The organism is Treponema putidum (assembly GCF_000755145.1).
GTDB lineage: Bacteria > Spirochaetota > Spirochaetia > Treponematales > Treponemataceae > Treponema_B > Treponema_B putidum.
On the sequence record NZ_CP009228.1, the window covers coordinates 1,432,507 to 1,454,159 of the forward strand.

Below are 21,653 nucleotides of genomic sequence, written 5' to 3' on the forward strand. Positions count from 1 at the left end.
ATTAGTCTACAATTTCAAGCGAATAACGCTTTCCGGACTTTCCTGCGCTTGCACTCAGCAAGGTTCTGATCGACTTTGCGATTCTTCCCTGCTTTCCGATTACTTTGCCGATGTCGCCTGAAGCTACTTTAAGCTCGATGACTGTGCCCTTTTCGTTTTCACTTTCCGATACCGTTACAGCGGAAGGATCGTCAACAAGGGATTTGGCAATGTATTCTATTAAATCTTTTTGCATTTTGTTTTCCTTTTCACCTGTCAAGTGATTTTACACTTATAGTGTGAATTCTTTTTTGTTAAGTAAACGTCTAACCGTGTCGGTCGGCTGTGCACCTTTTCCCAACCAGTTTCTAACCTTATCGGCATCAAAAGAAATCTGCTTTTCTGCCGTTTCGATCGGATGATAAATGCCGACTTCATCGATGGTTTTGCCGTTTCGAGGTTCTCTTACATCCTGAACAACAATTCGATAATAAGGGCGTTTTTTAGTTCCGAGTCTTTTTAGTCTGATTTTTACCACATAAACCTCCTGGAATTAACCCAAAAATCCAATATAGAACCCGTGTTTTAATGAAAATACGAGTAAGAAAAGATAATACTATAAAGAAGAGAATTAGTCAATAGGGAATTTTAAGGATATTTTGAGGATTATGCTTACTTCCTGATATCCACTAAATCGGCTCCATTTATCATGGTTTCGGTAAATTTTCCCATATTTTGCATGGTAAAGACTGCTCCCTCAAGCATCTTAAATAAGAGAGGACAGCCGCTTCCTTCGCCCAAACGCATTTTCATATTTAAGACGGGCTCGATTCCAAGCTCAGCGGTGCAGATCGTAGCTCCCCTTTCTTCCGACTTATGAGAAGCAAAAAGGTAATCCCTTACGCGAGGATTTAAGTTTACGGCACAGAGGGCCGCAAGGCTCGAAATATAACCGTCTATTACGGCAGGGATTCTGCGGGCTGCAAGACCTATGTAGCAGCCGCACATTGCAGCGATATCAAAGCCCCCGACTTTTGAAATACAGTCGATTAAATCGCCTTTTTTTGGGGCGTTTACTTCGATAGCCTTTTTTACGGTCTTAATTTTTAACTCATACATGGCCTCTGTCGTAGAAGCCCCGCGCCCAACGGTCAGCTCAGGTTCTACCCCGCAAAGGCCTGAAAGCACGGCCGCCGTTGTGGTGGTATTGCAAATTCCTAGTTCTCCTATTCCTGCAATATCGAAGCCTTCATCGGCCATTTTAAAAGCCGCCTCTATTCCGGTTTCAATCATACGGATACAATCTTCACTGCTCATCGCAGGACCTTGAGCTATGTTTTCCGTACCGAATTTTATCTTTTTATTGATAATATCTTTTTGTTTACTTGTCTTTATCATCCCGACATCATAAACCCTAATGCCGCTTCCTGCCCATTTTGAAATTGTGCCTAGACCTGTTTTTCCCGTGTGCATAATCTCGGCAAGTAAAAAGGTTGTAATCTGGGGCTGGGAGGTAATTTTTTCTGCATAGACTCCGTTATCCGCACAAAAAACAGCCGTTATTTTTTTATCGATTTTTAAATTGTCAAAGCCTTTGATTTTTGCAAGTCTGATTGTCATCTCTTCAAGAGCCCCTAAAGAACCCGGCGGATGAGCAAGGCTGTCCCAAAAAAGTTTTGCTCTTTTTCCTTCTTCTTCCGAAACGGGTTTAATCGAATTTAAGGCGTTTTCTAAAGTCTTCATAAAGGTCTCCCAATATCTGCCAAGTCAATATCTATGTATTTTCTATAGGCTTCAAAATCCTTATCCAAAGTCAATATTAAAAAATCATTGCTATGAGCTACACTGCATATCAAATAATCTGTGTGAGAGCCCTGAAGCCCCCTACTCCTACATTTATTATAATATTCTGCAGCCTTTTCATAGTCCTCTGTGGTTATTTCAAAGTCCGAAAATGTTTCGAGAGCTTCTTTAAGCCGGATAAATTTTTCTTCATTCGATATACCGCTTAAAATTTCTTGCCGTATAGGACCCTATCATAACCGCATACTGATTGCGGATTAAAAATGAAAGATAATCCAATAATTTTTTGTCATCACTTGTAAGCTGCTTTTTTCTAAAAGCAAGAGACCACACTGAAGTATCGACCAATACAAATTTCATCTCAACCTCATTTTTTTATAATTATAATGAGGATCATATTCTACTTGCCCGAATAGTTTTATAAGATCTTCGGATTTTCGCCTTTTAATAAATTCTTCAAGAGCCGTATTTACCGTTTCTTTTTTTGTGCTATATCCGCCTATCTTATAGGCTATATCAAGCAGCTCTTCATTTATTGCAAGATTAGTTGCCATAGCATTTACCTCTATAGCATATTTTACACATATTATCGTGTAAAATCAAGTAATCAAATTAATTAGCCCAACCGATAATAAACTGCCGCCAAAATTATTACGGCAAAGGCGGCAGAAACCAAGCTTGTATAAAAAATTTCTAAAGAGAAGATTTTTATGATTTCTTTTTTGGTGTAAGCTAAGGAGCGGTAAATTCTAATCTCGTTTTTTCTTTCCAAGATAGTAGTATAAAAAATAGAAGCTAAGGACAAGCTTGAAACCGAGCATATCAGTATAAGTAAAATTCTTGAAAAATCAAAGAAGGAGGCTATCTTATTATAAGCTATGTTTACTCTTTTTTGATGAACCTCATTGACTCTTATTTTTTTATTTTCTTTAACGGTATTTAAAAGTTCCGTATGCTTTTCTGCACTTAGATCTTTTTTATATAGTTTAAGGCCGTGCTTGTATAAGCCGCCTTTTTTTATTTCAAAAAGATTCGTAAAACCATTTATAAAATAAACAGTGTGAGTTTTTTCGCTTACTTTTGTAGTGTCAATAATACCTGTTATTTTAATCTTTGGTAAACGGTATTCTGCGACAAAGAAAAAAGTATTTTCAACCAGACTAAAAACATATTTATCATCAAGCTTGCCTGTATTAAATTGATCTTCCAATCTTTCACCGCCGATTTTAAGCTCTTTAAGCAAGGCTACCGCACCTGCAGAACTCATAAGCACCTCATCAGCTTTTTCGGGAAAACGGCCTGCCTTTATTATTTTCTTAAAATAATCGTTAGAGCTTATATCTTCCAAATTGGTATATGAAAAAACCGGTTTCCCTGCTTGAAGGCCTTCAATATAATTTGAACCTGCAATTTTTATTCTGGTATTATATGTATAGGAACAATGTTCAATATTGGGAAGCTCTTTGTATTGCATATTTAATTCTTCGACAAGAGCTTCATCACTCACCTTTTCTTTTACTACATCCAAAACACTTGTTTTAATGCCTTCTTGAAGATAGATATCATGCATATAATCCTTAAAATAATCCGATTCCATAAATATTGAAAACAATATAGAAAGAAAAATAAGACTTATGATTATTATGTTTCTGATACTTGCCTTAGCCCTTCCTTTTAAATTTCTTAAGGGTAAATATCTTGTATTTTTTTTATACGAGTTATTTTGTTGAGCCTTTTTCAATCCATTTTTTTCTGTTTGATAAGAAGGAAGATTTCCCGATTTTTTTGTTTTGATTGTACTATCAAATTCTTCCATGTCCTTAGTTATATTTTCATCCTTTGTAATCTGTCCGTCTACTAAATTTAAAATACGATCACTGTACTCATAGGCGAGTTCCTTATCATGGGTTACAAAGATCACAAGTTTTTCTTTTGAAATATCTTTTAGAACCTGCATGATATGGTGTGCATTCTTTTTATCCAAGCTGGACGTCGCCTCATCGGCCAAAACAATATCGACCTCTTTTGCGAGCATTCTTGCAATTGCGAGCCTCTGTCTTTGCCCGCCCGATAATTGTGCAGGCTTCTTTTTTGTATACTCCCCTATGTTTAAACTTTTTAATATAAATACGGAATGCTCTTTCCTTTCTTTTATACTACCGGTAATACTATCAGTCATGCCGGCAATAATATTATCTTCACTTGATAAATGGTTTATTAAATTAAAGTCTTGGAATACAAAGGCTATTTTATTTTTTCTGAATTCGTTATAGTCTTCAATCTTTTTATTATTATAAAACATTTCTCCGGAATCAAAATTGCATAAACCTCCGATTATATTTAAAATTGTAGACTTTCCGCCTCCGCTTCTGCCTAAAATGCTGACCATGCCCTTATCCCCGAACATAATATTTAAATCTTTAAGAACTTTTTGCTCCAAACCGGCTCTAATCTTATATGACTTATTTATATTTTTTAATTCAAGCATATTTCCTCCAAGCCTTACCTTATCAGCTCATCTATATTAGTTTTTTTAAGTTCAAAGCTTATCGAAATGATAATTATTAACATGATTATAACGGCCGCAATCAAAACCGAAAAAATATCAAAATTAAAAAAACTCTTTAAATTTACTATTCTGCTGCAATCCAATAGATTAATAAAATATTTACTCATAAACAAGCTGATTATCATAAAAAATAAAATCGAAGCAAGGCAGACAAAAAACGAAATAATAAGACCTTCGTTTATAAACATTTTTTTTAATTCTTTTGTTGTATAACCCAATGAGCGGTAAATACCTATATCCTTACGCTTAGACGTAATTAAATTTTTTAAACCATTATATGCCGAAAGAACTGCAATGACACCCAGCACAGTCAATGTAAAGATCATACTTAATTTATAACCGTAAATATCATTTAGGTATGATTGTCTCTCCAGAGAAATATTATCGCTGCCCTTAAAAATAGATTTAAACAAAAGATAATTAGTGTGCACCTTTTTTCTGGTATCTAAATCTTCGTCTATAAATATATCAAAATACGTAAATTTAGCAGAAAGATAAATTTTAGTTAAATATTTAGTAAACTCTTCTTCCAAAAGATAAATATTTTCATTTACATAGATTGAATCAGACATTTCTTCTTCCCCTATATAAAGAGGATAATTTAAGTTTATTCCGATATTATGCATAAAGGCAATAAACCCGGGTACATCCATATCTTCATTAAATTTTTTCATTTCAAAAAAAAGGCCTTCATCAAAATCATGGATGTATCTTAAATCATCGATTATACCTACAATCTTTAAATCTTCATCATAAAACTCGGAATCCTTTGGATTTTTTCCTGCAAATTTACAAACGGTTTTATACGAAATAGGAAGTTCTGTTAAGTGCTTAAATAAATCGTCGGCAGAAATATTTTCAATATCAATAAGTTTATCAAAATTAGAAAGAAGCTTAATTGCATAAGCTTTGCTAAATAAAATCTCTTTAGGATTTTCAGGGAAGCGGCCTGCAATTATATCTTCCGAAAAGTTTGCCTTATTTTTTTCCTGCATCATATTTATAAAAACAGGCAATTCTTGTTTTTGGATATTAATGTTTGAAGGCAAGCCTAGGGTAAGGCCGTAAATTTTTTCTTTAAATTGTCCGTTATAATCTTCAATGTTTTGAAGCAAGGCTTCCAAACTCATACCCGCACTGCTTAAAGTGATTTTATCGGCCTTGTACTTACCGTAAAGATATTGATCTATTCCATAACTTACGGCCTTAAAGGAGCCGATAGAAAATATAAAAATTCCTAAAATAATAACTAAAAGCTGGAGCGAATTAAAAAGTTTTAATTTTTCGGATAGAATATTTATATAAAATCTGTTTTTGAAACTTGAATCCTTTGCTCTAGTTTCAGGTTTATATTCAATCTTTGAATCAGGTTCAAGTTGAGGCTTTTGTTTTATAGGTTTTAATTTTTTATTGTCGATAGTTAAAATTTCATCGGCATATTTTTCTGCCAATTCTTCATCATGGCTTACAAAGATAATTGTTTTGCCTTTAAAAACTTCTAAAATTAAATCGCAAATTTCAATCTTTGTTGTTTCATCCAAACTTCCTGTAGGCTCATCACAAAGTAAGATATCCGTATCCCTTGCCAAAGCTCTTGCAATACTCGCACGCTGCCTTTCTCCCGTAGAAAGCATATAAGGCTTTTTATAAATATGTTCGGATAAGCCGACTTTTTTAAGTAAGTTAATTGCAAGTTCTTCTTTATTTTCTATACCGTTATGAAGGGCAATTACAATATTTTTTAAAAGGCTCTGGTGCGGAATTAAATTACTGTCTTGAAAAATAAAGCTGATATTTTTCCGCCTAAATTTATCGTAATCTTTAATTGATTCGCCGCGATATAAAACCTCACCGGAATAGTTTTTATCTATGCCTGCAATTATATTTAAAAGACTCGATTTTCCGCAGCCTGAAGGTCCCAAAATAAAACTTATTTTTCCCGAAGCAAAATTATAAGAAAGGTCTTCCAAAACAATCTGCTTTTCGTTTCCTACAGAATAGCTTTTAGTGATTGATTTTAACTTTATATCGTGCATACTTATATTTTAAATGCAATAATTTGAGGTGTCAAGTTGTTTTTATGGAATAAAAGCACACCTACCCCAATAGACCCTTAATCTCTTCAGAAGTTAAGGGGCGGTGTTTGCCGGAGGGGAGGTCTGATAAATAAACACAGCCTATTCTGACCCGTGTCAGTTTTTTTATTTTGATGTTAAAGAATTTTAATACCCGTCGGATTTCGCGGTTTTTGCCTTCAATCAAAACCAGTCGCATTTTGTTTTTGGATATGCGTTCTGCCGAAAGAGCTTTATAAAAAACTCCTTCGATACGCACTCCTCTTAAAAATTTTTGGAGGATTTCATCGGGATATTCAAAGACGGTTATTACCTCATATTCTTTTTCAATTTCGGAAGAAGGATGCTCAACCTTTGCAGAAAAATCTCCGTCATTTGTAAAAAGAATGGCTCCGCCGGAAAGCATATCCAAGCGGCCTATATTGTAAAGCCTCTCGGTATAGGTATCTTTTAAAAGAGAGGCGGCGATGGGTCTATCTTTTTCGTCGGCGAGGGAGCAAACATAGCCTTCAGGCTTATTCAATAGAACATACCGTTTTTCAGCTTCGGGGAAAATTTGTTTTCCGTCAAGACAAATTTTTTCTTTACCCGAAACTTTTGTACCGAGTTCGGTTATTATTTTGCCGTCAACGCTCACCCTTCCGTTTAAGATGAGGTTTTCAGAGGCTCTTCTTGAAGCGGCTCCGCAGCGGGCTAAATAAACTTGAAGTCTTATTTCGTTTACCATAAAAATAAAAGATTCTCTTAATCGAAGGCTCTCTTATCGGGCAAGCTCAAACCGTTCTCTTTCGGTTTCATCGAGTTTGGGCAGGTCTGCAATGCTGTCGAGTCTGAAGATTTTTAAAAATTCCTTTGTGGTACCGAACATTGACGGTTTACCCGGAACATCTTTTTTGCCGGTCTCTTTTATAAGGTTCTTTTCAATAAGAAGACGAATCATATTATCGGCGGAAACTCCTCGGATAGCTTCGATTTCTGCTCTTGTTACCGGCTGGGAATATGCAATTATCGAAAGAGTTTCCATCGCCGCACGGGAAAGGCGTCCTTCGTTTTTTTGCCGTAGCGGTCTTTTAAATGTTCCCACAATTCCTTTTTCGGCATTATCACCCAGCCGCCCATCATTTTAGCAAGTTCGATTCCGCTTTGAGGGGCAGCATAAGATTCCTGTAATGCCTTAATAGTATCGCTTATTATTTCCGGCGAAAGGCCTGATATTTTACAAAGAGCTTCATCGGTTAAAGGATCACCTTCCAAATAAAGGATGGCTTCAACCAAGGCGATTTCTTTTTCTAAATTATAATTCTGAACCATTATCCTGCTCCCATGGGCGTATTTTTATATCGCCGAACATTCTGTTTTGCCAGATGCTTGCCATCTTAAATTTAACGGCTTCCAAAATTGCCATAAAAGCACAAACCACATCCATTAAATTTCCCTTCCGCACAATTAAATCCGTAAACATACATTCACCCTTTTTTTCCAAAAACTCGTTCATAAGGGTTATCTTCTCATTTACCGAAACTTCTTCGTAAAGGTCTAAGATATGTTCGGCCTTATAATTGGACATGAGCTGAGAAAAGGTTTTTAAAAGATCCCAAGTATCGACCCTCTCCCAAAGTTCTTCTTCTCCGAAAGGCAGGGCATGCTGAATTTTTTTTCTTTCAAAGAACCATTCCGCTTCGCTTTCTTTTTCTTCCATCAGCTCGGAAAGTTTTTTATACTTTTGATACTCGATGAGTTTATCGACCAGCTCGGAACGCGGGTCTTCAATGTCTTCATCATCAACCGAAACTTCAACCGGCAAAAGCATTCTGCTTTTTATATAAATTAAATTTGCTGCCATCGAATAAAAATCAACGAGGTTATCCAAATCGGGTTCGATTGCATAATCTAGATATTCCAGATATTGCTCGGTTATTTCCGCAATCGGAATGTCGTAGATATTTACCTCGTTTTTATTTATTAAAAACAAAAGAAGATCCAATGGGCCTTCAAAGTTATGCACTTTAAATTCCGTGTTGGGATAGCTTGCTCCCTGTGTATCAATTTGATTTAAAGCTTCTGTACTCATAATGCCGCTCCTCTTTTATTGTTCGGCATTTTTTTAAAAAACTCAAATTTTTAAAACTTAAAAAAGACTGTCGTCAGCCGGAAGGCCTACAGTTTCAGTTTTTTTTGTCTTTGAAGCAGCAGATTTTTCTTCGGCAGCATCATCCGCTTCTTCTTTTTTAGCTTTGGAAGCTGCGTCCTTTGAGACTTCTTCTTTTTTAAGAGCTTCTACGGCCTTTTCTTGGGCTTCTTTTTGTTCCTTTGTTTTTTCTACAAAACTCGAAACAAAGGGCCTGCCCGGGAAAAGTTTTTCTCTCAATTCTTTTTCAATCTTCTGAGCTATGTCGATGTTTTCTTCCAAGAATTTTACGGCATTGGGCCTGCCTTGACCGATTTTGTCGTCCCCGTAAGAATACCATGAGCCGCTTTTGCCTATTATCTCTTGTTTTACGGCAGAATCCAAGAGGCTTCCATAGGGACAAACGCCTTTCCCAAAAAGGATTTCCATTTCTACCTTTCTAAAAGGAGGAGCAACCTTGTTTTTTACAACCTTTACACGAATCTTATTTCCCCATGCTTCATCCTCGTCCTTGCCGAGAGTTTCAATTTTCCGTACATCCAGCCGGACGGATGCATAAAATTTAAGGGCATTTCCTCCCGTGGTTGTTTCGGGGCTTCCGAACATAACACCTATCTTCATTCGGATTTGGTTGATAAAGATTATCATACAGTTGGACTTACCTATAATGGCAGTGAGTTTTCTCAAGGCTTGGCTCATCAAGCGGGCCTGTAAGCCCATGTGAGAGTCTCCCATTTCTCCGGCAATTTCTGCCTGAGGCGTTAGGGCTGCGACCGAGTCAATTACTATTATGTCCACTGCTCCGGAACGTACAAGGCTTTCTGCTATTTCAAGGGCCTGTTCTCCTGTATCGGGTTGTGAAACCCAAAGCTCATCAATGTTTACTCCCAAGGCTTTTGCATATTGGGGGTCCAAGGCATGTTCGGCATCGATAAAGGCGGCTATGCCTCCCTGCTTTTGTGCCTCGGCGACGGCATGAAGAGCTATCGTAGTCTTACCCGAAGATTCGGGTCCGAATATTTCGATAATTCTGCCGCGTGGATAACCGCCGATTCCAAGGGCTTCATCCAAAAGAATGCTGCCCGAAGGAATAATTTCTATGTTTCCTATAGCGGAATTATTCCCCAGCTTCATCAAAGAGCCTTGCCCGAATTGTTTTTCGATTTGAAGACGGGCAGCCTCCAGAGCTTTTAACTTATCATCCGGGTTTGCAACTGCCGGTACTTCATTTTTTGCTTTTGCCACAATATTCTCCTATAAAAAGTTTTCTTGTTCTACTAATATTGTATAAATAAAAAGATTTTTTCTCCTTTTTTAAAAAAAATTATTTTTTTATTATACCCATTCCAGCTTTTTAAATCTAATCTCTGTTTTATAAGCCGAAACAAACATTATAATGGTACAAAGTATTAAAATGCCGCCGTTAATTCCCAAATCTTTTAACAAACTTGCTTTTAAGTCGGGTTCTTCAAAAATTAAAGAGCCGAGCTCTTTAAAAGCTTCAGAAAAAGTTACATCAAATTTGACCCGCACCATATCATAAAGACGCCAAGCATATTCCAAATATGTTCCGGCAATCAAACCTGCAGCTAAAATTATAAACATAAAGAAGAGGGCCTTTATTGTTAATTTTCCGGCTAACTTTTTGTATAAATTTGATGCGCCAATGGATAATAAAGCCGGAACCAGCCAAACATAATAGCCGGCTCGCCCTACCAAAGCATATAAAACTATGCCTACAATGGCAACTCCAAGAATACCTAAAATTCCCAATAAGAAATTTTCGCTTTTTTCCTTGTCGGCTTCTTTTTTAAATTTTAAATCCATACTAAGGTCTTGGAATTCGTTTTCGGTTAAAAATAAATATTCGCTTCCGAACTTTGCAAGTTTTATGGAACCGTCATCTTTACCGCTGACAAAACCTCCGCTTTGATAATTATTTTCTTTTAAGATAGGAATAAGAATACCTGTAATCCGTTCGAAGAACTCTTTATTCTTTTCGTTCTCTTTTGATGCCGTCAGGGCACTGAGCATCTTATAATTGATAATAATCCTAGCCTTTTCAACATTGAATTTTACATTCTTTAAAGCGTTAAGAGGTTCCAATAACTGAGCCAAAGCAGCTTCATCACCATCTTTATAAGCTCCAAAAGAAAGTTTACATTCTCTTGCAGATAAATCTACATCACAGACGCAATAAAATCCTTGGTATCGTCCGGAATATCCTTTTTTATGGCTTTTAAATCCATACACTTCTTCTAAAAAGGAAAAAATTTTCATCTCTATATCTCCAAATCTTTTTAATTTTAGCCTTCCAATTTTTGTTTTGCCTTTTTAGGCCAGCCGGAATCATTTAGAAGAGCCCGTCCTACACCGATTAGATCGGTTTTTCCTTCCTGTAGAATTTTTTCGGCAGCTTCAGGACTTACAATTCCTCCGGTGAGAATTACAGGTACCCCCACTTTTTCTTTTACGGCCTGAGTTATGCGGCTGAACCATCCTTCTTCTTCAAGTTCGGGATTGGTATATCCGCAAAAACCTCCCGAAATATCAAGTAAGTCAACTCCGGCTTTTTTAAAAAGAAGACAGGCCTTAACTGAGTCCTCAAGAGAGCTGCCTCCGGAAACATAATCACAGGCACCCAAACGGACGGCAAGTAAAAAATCAGGGCCGGTTATCTTACGAATAGCTCCTATAATTTCTAAATGGAGTCTTGTTCTGCCTTCAATGGAAGAGCCGGTATACTTATCCGCACGCTTATTCATAATCGGCGAAAAAAACTGGTTCAATAGATAGCCGTGTGCTGAATGTATTTCCACGCCGTCAAAGCCCGCTTCTTTTGCACGCCTTGCAGCCTGAGCAAAATCGTTTATAACCTTATCGATATCCCGCTGACTCATTTCTTTAGGCAATTCGTAATTCGAGCTTTTACGCGGAATCATGACGGAACTTGAACTTAAAACATCATATCCGGTTATCTCGTGATGAGCTGCCGCTCCGGCATGAGAAATCTGAGCAATAACCTTTGATCCGTTTTTATGCAAAACGGATGCCAGTTTTTTAAAACCTTCTATTGTAGAATCATCAGAGATAGATAGCTGTCCTGTGCTAGCCTTTCCTTCAGGGCTGACATAAGAGTGTTCCGTTATTACAAGCCCCACATAAAAGCCTTTAGTTTTTTCATCATAATAATTGCAAAGGGCTTGGCTCACAATTCCGCCGGCATCGGCCTTTTCGGAAGCCATAGGAGGCATTACCAATTTTGTGTTAAGCTCTATATTTTTAATTTTAAAACTAGAAAACAATAAAGACATTTTAAAGCCTCCCTAAAATTATATTCGGTATTCTATCATAGTTTTCAAAGAATTGTAAGACCTCCCATTAAATCATCATGGAAATCCAATTCAAGTATAATATGTCTAACAAAACTGCCCTCTTGCATTCCATGCTGGTATGCCGTATACTCATCGATTGATATGAATATATTGGATTTTATTTATAATATAGTTGCAGACCTTGATTTACCCACTACAATTCTCATCTCATTTGCGTTGATATTGATAAGCGGCTTTTTTGTAACACGTTTTACAAAAAAGATACAGCTGCCTAAGGTGAGCGGTTATATTTTGGCCGGAATTATTATAGGCCCAAGCGGGCTGCATCTTATTCATCGGCGGTTTATTATAAATTTGGACGTTATTTCCATTATTGCGCTCAGTTTTATTGCTTTTGATATGGGTCGGTATTTTAAACGCAGCAACGATAAAAAAGAGATACGGAATATTGTATTTATCACCCTGTGCGAATCGCTGCTTGCCGGTTTACTGGTTACGCTCACCATGCTTTTCGTATTTAAAATGGAACTTTCTTTTTCATTTTTACTCGGTGCAATCGCAACGGCTACTGCTCCGGCAAGTACCATTATGACGATAAAAGAATATAACGGCAAAGGACCATTTGTAGATTTGCTGTTACGGATTACCGCCTTTGATGACGTCGTATGTCTTTTTGTATTCAGTATAATGGTTGCAGTGGTTAATGCACAGGAAAGCAATGTTTTTAATATTATGAGTATTCTAAAACCGATCGGACTAAATGCTGCGGTGCTGATTTTAGGTTATTTTACCGCGCTCTGTATGGAATTTATGATAACGGAAAAAAGAAGTTTTGATAATAGATTGATATTGGCAGTAGCATTTTTGTTTTTTATTTCGGGGATATGCTCGTATTATAAGGTGAGTCCGCTTCTTGCCTGTATGGTGTGCGGTGCCGTCTATTATAACCGTACTAACGATAATAAATTATTTGAACAAATGAACAGTTTTTCACCGCCGGTTATGAGCAGTTTTTTTATTATTTCCGGTATGAATATGGATTTAAGCATCATTGTTACTGCCGGTATTATAGGCGCTGCTTATTTTATAATCCGCATTATCGGAAAATATACCGGCGCCTTTGCGTCATGTAAAATGTTATCAATCGATAAAAAAATCACAAATAATATGGGCTTTGCCTTAATGCCGCAAGCCGGTGTTGCGATAGGACTTGCTTTTATGGGAAAAATGCTGCTGCCGGAAAAAGAGGGCTTGATTTTATTTAATATCATACTGGCGTCATCGGTATTATACGAACTTTTGGGCCCTGTAACTGCAAAAATCGCCTTAATACGTGCCGGAGCAATCGATCCTAACAAGCTTAAAAAAAAGGTATAACTTCAACTTCCGTCATGCTGAGCTTTACAAAAGCTGCCATTAGCAGTAAATCAACAACCTCGACGCAGAGCGTACGTTGCGCAGCAACAGGGTATTAAACCGCACGAATAAAAATGCCATTGGTAGACACTGAAATCAATTTTTACGCAGCGTTACAAAAGTGCGGAATAAAGATGATAAACAGTTGAGAGACGGAGAAAAGAAAGATATTAGTCGGTAACGGGTTACCCATTACCGATTGATTATAAACTTTCCACTTCTTCTTTGGTAAGTCCGGTAGCTTGCATTATTTTTTTTACGGAATCGCCGAGTTGTTTTAATATTTTTGCCGTTTCAAGAGCTTTTTTATAGGAGCCGTCAGAAAAACCTTGCGCAATACCTCTTTCAAAGCCTTCACTTCTTCCTTCTTCCCGTGCGTCCATTTCAAACCCCGACATAAAGCGGTATTCCTTGCGTGCCTGTTCGTTGTGTTTTACTGCCTGTATCATTTTTTCTATCCTCCCTGTAAAGTCTGTGTTTACCGTGCCTGTTTTCAGGTATTCCAAAAAGCCTTTTAGTTCTGTGTCTTCGGCTTTTCTGAATGCTTCCGCATTTATTATAATTTTTTTTGTTCCGTCTTGTAAAAACGTTTGCCTGTCTTAAAGGCAGATGTTTTCGAAAGTGTAAAGCGGTTTGCCTTTTCCTACTGCGTCAAAAAGACAGACGAAAATAATGAAGCTGTCGTTTAATGCTTTGTAGTGAGTACCCTTGTCCAAAAAGGAAATATCGATTGCCGCTTGATAGTATCGCATTCTTTTGGGGATATTGTGTTCGTTTGCGACCTGCATTTCGATGTCGTAGGATTTACCGGTTTCGTCTTTTACAAGCAGGTCGAGGCGTATCGATTTGGATTCGGAACCGGTAAGGACGGCATCTTGGGATGAAAGATAGGCGATTTTTCCTATTTTGTCGGCTAAAACCATTTCGAGGAATTCTTTGCATAAACCTTCATCCTGCATGACCTTGCAAAACATAAAATCATCGGCGATGGTAAGTTCGTCAAAACTTTTTTTCATACGCTGCCCCTTTTACTTTTCGGTCTTCTTAAGTTTAGTATAGCACAATTACCGCAGTTTTGTAAGGGGCTTTTTTAATTATTAGCCGTTAAGACATTAAAAAGCTTTCTTTTATGATAAAATTTATGTCCACGCCCCCATTTAAAGAAAAATTTTCTTAAAAAAAGTATTTTTTGTCAAGAGGGGCTTGACAAAATTCAATTAACTACACACTTTTTCTTTGTTTCAAACCGGCGGAGATTGTTCCCTCATCCAAAAAGTCTAATTCTTCACCTATTGGAATACCTTGCATCAGTTCAGTAATTTTCACATCTATACCTGCCAGCAAGTTTATAATATAATGACCGGTAATTTTTGCATCTATAGTTGCAGGAATGGCCAAAAAAACTTATTTGACATTTTATTCCGAACGCTGATATATAAGCATAGTAATCAAAAAAAATAAGAACTGCAATCGGTACGCTAAAGGCTATAAGGGATACGTATCTAGGCGTCAAACAAACAAAAAAGGCAATTTGAAGTTTACAAATATATTTAAATGTTTCCATTAAGATATAAGACAAAAACGGGCAAAGAGGAGAAAATAAAAATACCCTCTTATTTAATCTTTTACCCGGCAATATCCTAAAACGCCAAGCCAATATAAGAACCAGTAAGGAAACACTCAACAATAAAAGCGGTTCAGTCAAGCGGTATAGTACCTCGCTTAAATAGGCTTCTTTTTTTAAACCGTATTTTTCGGCTATCAAACTAAAATAATACAAATCGGATATCTTCATCGCAGAAGGGCCACTTATAGACTTTTCAATTAAAATAAAATCATCCATACTCATGGGAAGTAAAATATTATGAACATTTTCTCTTGGAATTTCGCCGGCCAAAACCTTGGGGTAAACATTATTTTCGGGAGTGTATCTGTCAACGGAACAAATTTGAAGCATTAGTTTTGTTTTGCCGTCATTGTCTTTAAACTGAATAAGTTTTGCATAAGGAATAATTATAGACCATTTTTCCGTGTTAGACATCCCTAAACGTGTGTACATCGTATTCATAAGATATATTTCGTTTCGGAAAGTTGAGCTTCCATGAGAAATTCCGTGTATTTTTATTCCGGCATATTCATGAGTATGTTCTCCGGCGGTAAAACTTATATCCCCCTTTATTACAAAGTTAGGAATATTTTTAAGCTCATCGGTAAAAAAAACATTTTTTTCAAGCTCAATTCGGGATAAATTCAAAAGCCTCTCAACTTCAGGGTCTTTTTGATCCGGATTTAAGCCTTTAACGGATGATTCAATCTGTAAAAACGAATAATAAGCTTTTATATAATCGCCGCCTTGCAATGCTTCATAGGCTTCTTTTTTCTTTTTATAAATGGCTATGAGAGGAGCGTCTTTATAAGCAGTCAGTCCTTTTTCAACTTCTGCCCAAGATCTCAATGCAAGTTTTTCCGCATCAGCATGTAGAGGGTCTCCATCCTTAAAGGTATTTAAGGCAAGTTTTGCATAATAATGAGCCGTATAAAAATCGAATGTTAAAGCTGCTCTTTCCGCTCTTTTTAAAGCTGCTTCGGCAGTCATGCTGCTCACATTATCTTCCTCTGAAACCGTTTTCCTTAAAACAGAATCTGTTTTATCGATAGAAAGTTTTTCATTGGCAATCTTAATCTTGTCATTCAGCTGTATCGCTTCTTCCGACTGAGGCCATATACTCAAAGCACATTCAATATGATCTCCGGCTTGGTTATAGTCATTTCTGTTATAAGCTTCTTTTGCAAGTTTAGTATATTCTTTATATGTAAGGGTTTGAGAAACGGATCGCGATTGGGCTTCCATTAAAATAGGCCTAATGGCTTCGGCCAAAACCACATATAAAGACAAAACGGCAAGAGAAAAAATAAAAAAATGCTGTATAAACCTAATCATATTAGGCGATCGGCGGTCCATCTTTACAGGGCCGAATTTTGCAAAAATAATGGGATAAGCAAAAATCAAAGCAGATATATAGATAAAAGGAAAATAAAAAATAAACACTAATATCGATTCACGAATTTTCCATGAAAATAAAAATACCGGAAGAACGGAATCTCTTAAAGGGATAAAAAAAACATAAGCAAAGGAAGCTGCTAGGCCGATTAAAAAATGAACAAAAAGATAAGGAAAAAATCTTGAAATTTTATGCATCAATGTCCCCCGCTTTAAAGTCTTCTAAATTATCGGGAATTAAGGTATCAAATTCTTCTTTTGCTTTTTTGCCTTTTTTAGGTTTAACGGGTTTCGGCATCTTAATTTTAGGAGCCTTGGGTTTCTTTACTTTAGGAGCCTTTATTTTTTGTTTTTTAATCTTTTGTGTTTTCGGCATTTTTTTTGCGTGCCTTATGAGAAGCAATATCGATGTATAAATGTAGATTAGTAAGGACGCAAGACAAAACAAAATAGGACTTATCCAAAACTTTAGGATTTCAAAAGGAAGTACATCCTCTATGCTCAGGATAAAGCCTTCAGTTCTTATATAACTATAAGCATAAAGTATTAAAATTAATAAAAGCGGCAAAAAAGTAAAATTGACTATTTTCCATTCCGTTAATGTTGTAAATACCCAAAGTGAAAATATGAGCAAAAAAATCGAACCTGAAAAAATAAGATAGGATATGTAAGAAACTTTATATTGTTCATATATATCATACACAAAGGGGCGTGCTATGCTGCTTACTGCCTGTACAAAGGCAGGTTGTTCTATAAAAGTTTCTAAGTTCTTATCCTCAATTACCGCCTTTTCATGCGAATTAAAAGTATTATCTATTTTTTCACCCTGAGAATACGCAAGCGGAATAATTAAGGCAAAAAATAAAGCAAATGTTATAATCAAGGTCAAAAAAGATAGGCTTTGTTTTTCGGAATGCCGCATCATAAAAACATAGACTGAAAATATTGAAATAATACAAGCTATTGGAAGTATCAGATAAAGGCAATGTAAAAAAGCAGAGAAAAACAAGCCCGGTACATCTCCATACATTACCGACTGCCACATTCCCACCGATACGGAAAAGGCCAAAGCAGCTAAAATAAAATTTGAGATAAACACTACAGGTACAAGCAGGCAATTTTTCATACAAGACTTATTTTAGCATAAAACTACCGATATAACAAGGTGCAAGTAACTTAAAAACGAAATTACAAACAAACTTTCCGTTAGTCTAGCAGCCTCAGCGGTCCTTCTTTTTTATAACCTTCTTTACTTTTGACTTTTCTTCCGTAGGCCTTTCAGTGCTGCGGCCCTTCCTTGAACGGACATTTACAGGCTTATCGCTTTTTTCTCCTAAAGACTTTTTTGCATCAAGAATTTTTTTTGTTTTCGCCTTTGCTTTTTCTTTTCTGTTTTTTTCGATAAATTCGATACATTTGTCCAAGCCCTGTAAAAAAGGCCTCATCTCATCTTCAAAAACTACAACGGCATGGCGGTCAAAACCAAGCCCCTCAGATGCCTTGCTTTCAACTACCTGCAAAAAAACATCGCCCTTTGTATTTTCTTTAACATTAAAAAAATATGTCCGGTTTTCTGCCGATACCTGAATTGTAAAAAGTTCACCTCTAATTCCCATAATCTTCTCCAATAAAAACTTTTTGTAAATTATACGCCTAAATCGGCACGCCTTACCATTTCGCCTTGCCATTCGGCTAAATATATTTCATCTTCGGATGAAGAACCTTTTATATCAGCCATTATTCGGAACACGGGTTCCGTTCCCGAACCTCGCATCCATATAAACCCTACAGGTTCATCTTTTGAATTATAAAACTGAATTTTAAGGCCGCCTCTTCCCGACACGGAAAAGTCGTGCAAATCTTCGGTTTGCTTTGTTCCGTTATTTGAAAAGCTGCGGTACCTTACAATACCGAATCTGCTTTTAAGGTCATCCTTCTTTTTAAGCCATTCTTCTTCAAATATCTTTTGATAATGGCCTTTTAAAATCCCATGATCTTTTGTTTCGATTTTTAAAAGAGCCCTTTGTTCACTCGTAGGTGTAGTTTTATATTGAGGTAAAGTCTTTAAAATATCCGTCAAGGTAAAATCAGGTTTATATTTATCCATTTGTTTTGATTTTTCACACCAAATATGGAAAAGGCCTTTTTTCATAAATTCCGTTTTTATTAAAAGTAGTTTTAAAATTGCAAAAATGGTATTTATAGGATCCCTGACCTTGGCAGGGTGGGTAATGTTTCCTCCGTTTGACCCTTCACCTAAAATTCTAACGTTATAATTTTTTTCCCGCAATTCGGCGGCTAGGTTAACCACATTGGCTTCACCCACTTCGGCTCTAAAAACTTCAGCACCGAAACATGCTGCCGCTTCTTCAATCCTCAAAGAAGTAGGTCCGTTTACGGCAATAGCCGGTTTTTTATTACCGTTCTTACAATAGAAAGAATAAGCCGTTTCTGCAATCACCGAAAGTGTAAATACTTCTTGGGCTTCAAGAGGAATAGCCTTATTAAGCTCCTCATTCCAATAGATTATGTTTCCCCTGTCTCCGTCGCAGTCAGGCATATAACCTAAAAAGCAATTTTTATCCAACGGGCTTGCATTCGGATCCGAGTGAAGATGTTCTATCTTTTTTGCACAAAAATCCAAATTAGCTCCCTCAGGTAATATTCCGTGTACGATATTTCCGGGTACTTCGTTTATACCGATTAACGCTATTTCATTTTCAGTAAAAAACTGCCTGTCAATGGAGGCAGCTCTTGCACTTCCGTTAAAATCGGCAACTATAGAAAGCGGCCTGCCTTCTTTTTTTGCATCAGTAACGGCTTTTTTTAACTTATCAAAAAATTTGTTTTGCATTTTGGGATCGGCCGAATTTGTAATTACAGTTTTGGAATGATTATAATAGGCTGACAAGGCTTCGTTTTTTACATAAACAGTCTGCATTTTTATTTCTTGTAATTTTTTTAAATTAAAGTCATGTAAGATTTTTAATGCTTTGTCTTCGGTATCATCGGCTTTAAGATTTTCCTTAAACTTGTTGATTAAAATTTTAGCTTGGCCGCCGTCAAGAACACCCCCTGTGTTCAAGCCGAATTTAAGGCCGTTATGTCCTATCGGATTATGGCTGGCTGAAATATAAGCAAAGGCTGCATTGATAGACTGCGCATAAGCCATTATTTCGGGGGCAGCCGTACAGCCTATAACTTTTAAATCGTAAGAAGTTGAAAGAAAAGTTTTGATAAACACTTCTTCTATAGCTGAACCGGTAGGGCGGCTGTCCCTCCCGATTACTATCGTTTTTATATTTGGAAAATTTGCACTTAAGAATTCTGAAAAGGCCAAAGCGGCATGACATAATAGTATGGAATCTTCATATTTTATATTAGAGCTTCCGTCTTCCTCTTTGCCTGATTCAGCAAAAACCTTTCTCCAACCTGAGGCAGATAATATCATTTTCGATAATTCGTTATTTATATCGATGCCGTATTTTTTATCCATCAGTCCCTAAAACCTCTTATTCTTAGCCTGATAAATTTTTCAGTTTATTTTTTCTTTTAAGACTATTGCATCAACTTCTTCTATCTGTTGAAAGTCCATAGTCATCTTGGAAATATCCAGTTTTTTAGGAACATTTATAAAAAGAACAACCTTAGAATGTTCTTTGGAAGATTTTGATGCACGGACATTTGTAGATACAATGGAGGCCGAGTATTCCGTTAATGTATTTATAATCTCTGTCATAGGCGGGGTGTTTCCATGAAAATATATTTCCAAGAATTTATTTTGCCTTAAAGGAAAAATTTTAAGCTCAAGCCTGTTAACAAGTGAAAGTGTCAATAAGGAAATAACGGTCATCACCACTCCTACAGTATATAAGCCGCTTCCTATAGCTAGGCCTATGCCTGCAATTACCCATATTGAAGCTGCCGTAGTCAGCCCCTTTACATTGGCTCCTATTTTTAAGATTGTTCCGGCACCTAAAAAGCCCATACCCGAAACAACCTGAGCTGCAATTCTGGCCGAATCACCCTTTCCTCCGGCCTGAGGCATCCAGATGGAAATTAACATCATCCCGCATGCCCCTACACAAATTAAAATATGAGTACGTAAACCCGCTACCTGCCTCTTACCGGAACGCTCAATACCTATACAACATCCGGCTAAAAAGCTTAAAAGTAAACGAATAATAATTATTTTGTCTGTTAAAGCTCCGGCATCCATAAAAATTCCTTATGCGGTAGTTGTAATTTTTGAACTTTTGCCCTGAGGGGGACTTGAACCCCCATGCCGTTAAGCACTAGTACCTGAAACTAGCGTGTCTACCAATTCCACCATCGGGGCAAACAATAGGCTATTATAGCAAAAAAAAAGAAGAGTGTCAATTATAGCGCTCGACATTATAGCGCTCGACATTATATCGCTCGAATGTTATCTAATGTACAAGGAATGGGTAGAAATTAAATATGCGTAATATGGAATAAGAAGCTCTTTTGTGCTATAATCACAAGCATGAAACACAATAACATTCCGCAGCAAACGCATTTTATCGGTGTTTTGCTGCCGGAGGATATAACCTGTAGGCTTGAAGACTGCCGTCGATACATGAACAAGGCTTACGGCTGTAAGTCCGGGCACGGAACGCCAATCCATGTTACGCTTGTCCCTCCGTTTAAACTGCCGGAAGAATATGCAACAGCCGATTTAATACTAGCTATTGAAAAAGATGTCTTGCCTAAGCGTTTGGGCTTTACGGCTTATATAGATAATTTTGATGCTTTTGGAGACCGGACACTTTTTGCAAACGTGATTGCCGATGATGCGTGGACAAAGCTGCGGGATGAAACGGTAAAAGCGATATTGAACGCCTGTCCGGGCTGCACTAAAAAAGACAAGAAACCTTTCCAGCCTCATGCTACTGTTTCCAATCGGGATATTCCCGCAGGCGTAATGACAAAGGTTCTTCAGGTTATGAATGAACTGAACCTTGCCGAAGATTTTCCGGTTGATAATATCACTATTTTCGAGCGGAAAGGCAACCGGTGGGAAGCGGGGGCTACTTTAGAATTTTCCATATATTGACTTTAGAATTTCCCCGCCTTAGACTTTGGATTATCATCAATATCGCGTATTAAATCGTACATGTGAAATTTTTCTCCGCATTATACTTATAATCATAAAATGCATTCGCGATCCGATGAGATATAGATTCAATTTCGTTTTTTGACAGCTCATTTAGTTTTTGCATTTTTACGTCCTCTCTTTTTTTATAAAAATAAATTTGATGTTCCATAGGGTATTAAAGCGGGCTGCAATTACCTTATAGAACATTTCCGGCAGCGTTTTTATTTG

At 36.9% G+C, this 21,653-nt stretch carries 21 protein-coding genes, 1 tRNA gene and 2 pseudogenes; 2 read left to right on the forward strand and 22 right to left on the reverse strand.

Annotated features, from left to right (window positions below; all coding sequences use genetic code 11):
- Nucleotide 1: 1 nt before the first annotated feature.
- The 14 genes and pseudogenes from JO40_RS06445 to JO40_RS06505 all read right to left on the reverse strand — a co-directional run bounded on the left by JO40_RS06445 (nucleotide 2) and on the right by JO40_RS06505 (nucleotide 11,868).
- Entirely contained in the window at nucleotides 2–235 is a 234-nt protein-coding gene (locus JO40_RS06445) for a KH domain-containing protein (RefSeq protein WP_002670215.1), read from the reverse strand.
- Nucleotides 236–271: 36 nt separating this feature from the next.
- On the reverse strand, nucleotides 272–517 hold the full coding sequence (gene rpsP / locus JO40_RS06450) for a 30S ribosomal protein S16 (RefSeq protein ID WP_002670213.1): 246 nt from the start codon (nucleotides 515–517) through the stop codon (nucleotides 272–274).
- 134 nt (nucleotides 518–651) lie between these two features.
- Nucleotides 652–1,722, reverse strand: a complete 1,071-nt coding sequence (cobT, locus tag JO40_RS06455) for a nicotinate-nucleotide--dimethylbenzimidazole phosphoribosyltransferase (protein WP_044978625.1) — start codon at nucleotides 1,720–1,722, stop codon at nucleotides 652–654.
- Complete coding sequence (locus JO40_RS14635) at nucleotides 1,719–2,006, reverse strand: PIN domain-containing protein (RefSeq protein WP_338065267.1); 288 nt, start codon at nucleotides 2,004–2,006, stop codon at nucleotides 1,719–1,721. The genes cobT and JO40_RS14635 overlap by 4 nt, the downstream gene beginning before the upstream one ends.
- Nucleotides 1,972–2,142 (reverse strand): PIN domain-containing protein, encoded by a 171-nt coding sequence (locus JO40_RS14640; protein WP_245608770.1) that lies wholly within the window; start codon nucleotides 2,140–2,142, stop codon nucleotides 1,972–1,974. Before JO40_RS14640 ends, JO40_RS14635 begins: the two co-directional genes overlap by 35 nt.
- Nucleotides 2,139–2,336, reverse strand: coding sequence for a type II toxin-antitoxin system VapB family antitoxin (locus JO40_RS06465; RefSeq protein WP_044978626.1), 198 nt, complete (start codon nucleotides 2,334–2,336; stop codon nucleotides 2,139–2,141). Before JO40_RS06465 ends, JO40_RS14640 begins: the two co-directional genes overlap by 4 nt.
- Before the next feature lie 62 nt (nucleotides 2,337–2,398).
- Nucleotides 2,399–4,270: an ABC transporter ATP-binding protein/permease gene (locus tag JO40_RS06470; protein ID WP_044978627.1), complete on the reverse strand. Its 1,872-nt coding sequence runs from the start codon at nucleotides 4,268–4,270 to the stop codon at nucleotides 2,399–2,401.
- Nucleotides 4,271–4,284: 14 nt separating this feature from the next.
- Complete coding sequence (locus tag JO40_RS06475; RefSeq protein ID WP_044978628.1) at nucleotides 4,285–6,387, reverse strand: ATP-binding cassette domain-containing protein; 2,103 nt, start codon at nucleotides 6,385–6,387, stop codon at nucleotides 4,285–4,287.
- Between the two features lie 61 nt (nucleotides 6,388–6,448).
- The gene (locus tag JO40_RS06480; RefSeq protein WP_044978629.1) at nucleotides 6,449–7,153 is read right to left on the reverse strand and encodes a pseudouridine synthase; all 705 of its coding nucleotides are present in this window, start codon (nucleotides 7,151–7,153) and stop codon (nucleotides 6,449–6,451) included.
- A gap of 33 nt (nucleotides 7,154–7,186) precedes the next feature.
- Nucleotides 7,187–7,737 (reverse strand): annotated as a pseudogene (scpB, locus tag JO40_RS06485) (SMC-Scp complex subunit ScpB).
- The gene (locus JO40_RS06490) at nucleotides 7,721–8,497 is read right to left on the reverse strand and encodes a segregation and condensation protein A (protein WP_044978630.1); all 777 of its coding nucleotides are present in this window, start codon (nucleotides 8,495–8,497) and stop codon (nucleotides 7,721–7,723) included. The pseudogene scpB and the gene JO40_RS06490 overlap by 17 nt, the downstream one beginning before the upstream one ends.
- 57 nt (nucleotides 8,498–8,554) lie before the next feature.
- Nucleotides 8,555–9,799, reverse strand: coding sequence for a recombinase RecA (gene recA, locus JO40_RS06495; RefSeq protein ID WP_044978631.1), 1,245 nt, complete (start codon nucleotides 9,797–9,799; stop codon nucleotides 8,555–8,557).
- 90 nt (nucleotides 9,800–9,889) lie between these two features.
- A complete protein-coding gene (locus JO40_RS06500) occupies nucleotides 9,890–10,834 on the reverse strand; it encodes a hypothetical protein (protein ID WP_044978632.1) in 945 nt (314 codons plus the stop codon).
- A gap of 26 nt (nucleotides 10,835–10,860) precedes the next feature.
- Complete coding sequence (locus JO40_RS06505; RefSeq protein ID WP_044978633.1) at nucleotides 10,861–11,868, reverse strand: NADH:flavin oxidoreductase; 1,008 nt, start codon at nucleotides 11,866–11,868, stop codon at nucleotides 10,861–10,863.
- Between the two features lie 162 nt (nucleotides 11,869–12,030).
- Between JO40_RS06505 and JO40_RS06510 the strand changes: the two genes are divergently transcribed.
- Complete coding sequence (locus JO40_RS06510) at nucleotides 12,031–13,266, forward strand: cation:proton antiporter (RefSeq protein WP_044978634.1); 1,236 nt, start codon at nucleotides 12,031–12,033, stop codon at nucleotides 13,264–13,266.
- A gap of 242 nt (nucleotides 13,267–13,508) precedes the next feature.
- On the opposite strand, the pseudogene JO40_RS13145 reads toward JO40_RS06510, so the two are convergent.
- The 8 genes and pseudogenes from JO40_RS13145 to JO40_RS06550 form a co-directional block, all read right to left on the reverse strand.
- Nucleotides 13,509–14,321: pseudogene (locus JO40_RS13145) on the reverse strand (Rpn family recombination-promoting nuclease/putative transposase).
- Nucleotides 14,322–14,526: 205 nt separating this feature from the next.
- The gene (locus JO40_RS15205) at nucleotides 14,527–14,631 is read right to left on the reverse strand and encodes a toprim domain-containing protein (protein WP_338065250.1); all 105 of its coding nucleotides are present in this window, start codon (nucleotides 14,629–14,631) and stop codon (nucleotides 14,527–14,529) included.
- Complete coding sequence (locus tag JO40_RS06525) at nucleotides 14,618–16,504, reverse strand: hypothetical protein (protein WP_245608771.1); 1,887 nt, start codon at nucleotides 16,502–16,504, stop codon at nucleotides 14,618–14,620. Before JO40_RS06525 ends, JO40_RS15205 begins: the two co-directional genes overlap by 14 nt.
- Complete coding sequence (locus JO40_RS06530; RefSeq protein WP_044978637.1) at nucleotides 16,497–17,432, reverse strand: hypothetical protein; 936 nt, start codon at nucleotides 17,430–17,432, stop codon at nucleotides 16,497–16,499. Before JO40_RS06530 ends, JO40_RS06525 begins: the two co-directional genes overlap by 8 nt.
- A 94-nt stretch (nucleotides 17,433–17,526) precedes the next feature.
- Nucleotides 17,527–17,922 (reverse strand): PUR family DNA/RNA-binding protein, encoded by a 396-nt coding sequence (locus tag JO40_RS06535; RefSeq protein ID WP_044978638.1) that lies wholly within the window; start codon nucleotides 17,920–17,922, stop codon nucleotides 17,527–17,529.
- Between the two features lie 29 nt (nucleotides 17,923–17,951).
- Nucleotides 17,952–19,802, reverse strand: a complete 1,851-nt coding sequence (locus JO40_RS06540) for a phosphoglucomutase (protein ID WP_044978639.1) — start codon at nucleotides 19,800–19,802, stop codon at nucleotides 17,952–17,954.
- A gap of 39 nt (nucleotides 19,803–19,841) precedes the next feature.
- Entirely contained in the window at nucleotides 19,842–20,525 is a 684-nt protein-coding gene (locus JO40_RS06545) for an MgtC/SapB family protein (protein ID WP_044978640.1), read from the reverse strand.
- A 38-nt stretch (nucleotides 20,526–20,563) separates the two neighbouring features.
- Nucleotides 20,564–20,645: transfer RNA gene (locus tag JO40_RS06550), tRNA-Leu, on the reverse strand.
- Nucleotides 20,646–20,813: 168 nt separating this feature from the next.
- Between JO40_RS06550 and JO40_RS06555 the strand changes: the two genes are divergently transcribed.
- Nucleotides 20,814–21,383, forward strand: coding sequence for a 2'-5' RNA ligase family protein (locus tag JO40_RS06555; protein WP_044978641.1), 570 nt, complete (start codon nucleotides 20,814–20,816; stop codon nucleotides 21,381–21,383).
- Nucleotides 21,384–21,653 lie beyond the last annotated feature (270 nt).

Coding starts and splice junctions, on each gene's coding strand:
- JO40_RS06445 (WP_002670215.1), bottom strand. CDS start 235: ATGCAAAAAGATTTAATAGAATACATTGCCAAATCCCTTGTTGACGAT.
- cobT (WP_044978625.1), bottom strand. CDS start 1,722: ATGAAGACTTTAGAAAACGCCTTAAATTCGATTAAACCCGTTTCGGAA.
- JO40_RS14640 (WP_245608770.1), bottom strand. CDS start 2,142: ATGAAATTTGTATTGGTCGATACTTCAGTGTGGTCTCTTGCTTTTAGA.
- JO40_RS06465 (WP_044978626.1), bottom strand. CDS start 2,336: ATGGCAACTAATCTTGCAATAAATGAAGAGCTGCTTGATATAGCCTAT.
- JO40_RS06470 (WP_044978627.1), bottom strand. CDS start 4,270: ATGCTTGAATTAAAAAATATAAATAAGTCATATAAGATTAGAGCCGGT.
- JO40_RS06475 (WP_044978628.1), bottom strand. CDS start 6,387: ATGCACGATATAAAGTTAAAATCAATCACTAAAAGCTATTCTGTAGGA.
- JO40_RS06480 (WP_044978629.1), bottom strand. CDS start 7,153: ATGGTAAACGAAATAAGACTTCAAGTTTATTTAGCCCGCTGCGGAGCC.
- JO40_RS06490 (WP_044978630.1), bottom strand. CDS start 8,497: ATGAGTACAGAAGCTTTAAATCAAATTGATACACAGGGAGCAAGCTAT.
- JO40_RS06500 (WP_044978632.1), bottom strand. CDS start 10,834: ATGAAAATTTTTTCCTTTTTAGAAGAAGTGTATGGATTTAAAAGCCAT.
- JO40_RS06505 (WP_044978633.1), bottom strand. CDS start 11,868: ATGTCTTTATTGTTTTCTAGTTTTAAAATTAAAAATATAGAGCTTAAC.
- JO40_RS06510 (WP_044978634.1), top strand. CDS start 12,031: ATGAATATATTGGATTTTATTTATAATATAGTTGCAGACCTTGATTTA.
- JO40_RS06525 (WP_245608771.1), bottom strand. CDS start 16,504: ATGCATAAAATTTCAAGATTTTTTCCTTATCTTTTTGTTCATTTTTTA.
- JO40_RS06530 (WP_044978637.1), bottom strand. CDS start 17,432: ATGAAAAATTGCCTGCTTGTACCTGTAGTGTTTATCTCAAATTTTATT.
- JO40_RS06535 (WP_044978638.1), bottom strand. CDS start 17,922: ATGGGAATTAGAGGTGAACTTTTTACAATTCAGGTATCGGCAGAAAAC.
- JO40_RS06540 (WP_044978639.1), bottom strand. CDS start 19,802: ATGGATAAAAAATACGGCATCGATATAAATAACGAATTATCGAAAATG.
- JO40_RS06545 (WP_044978640.1), bottom strand. CDS start 20,525: ATGGATGCCGGAGCTTTAACAGACAAAATAATTATTATTCGTTTACTT.
- JO40_RS06555 (WP_044978641.1), top strand. CDS start 20,814: ATGAAACACAATAACATTCCGCAGCAAACGCATTTTATCGGTGTTTTG.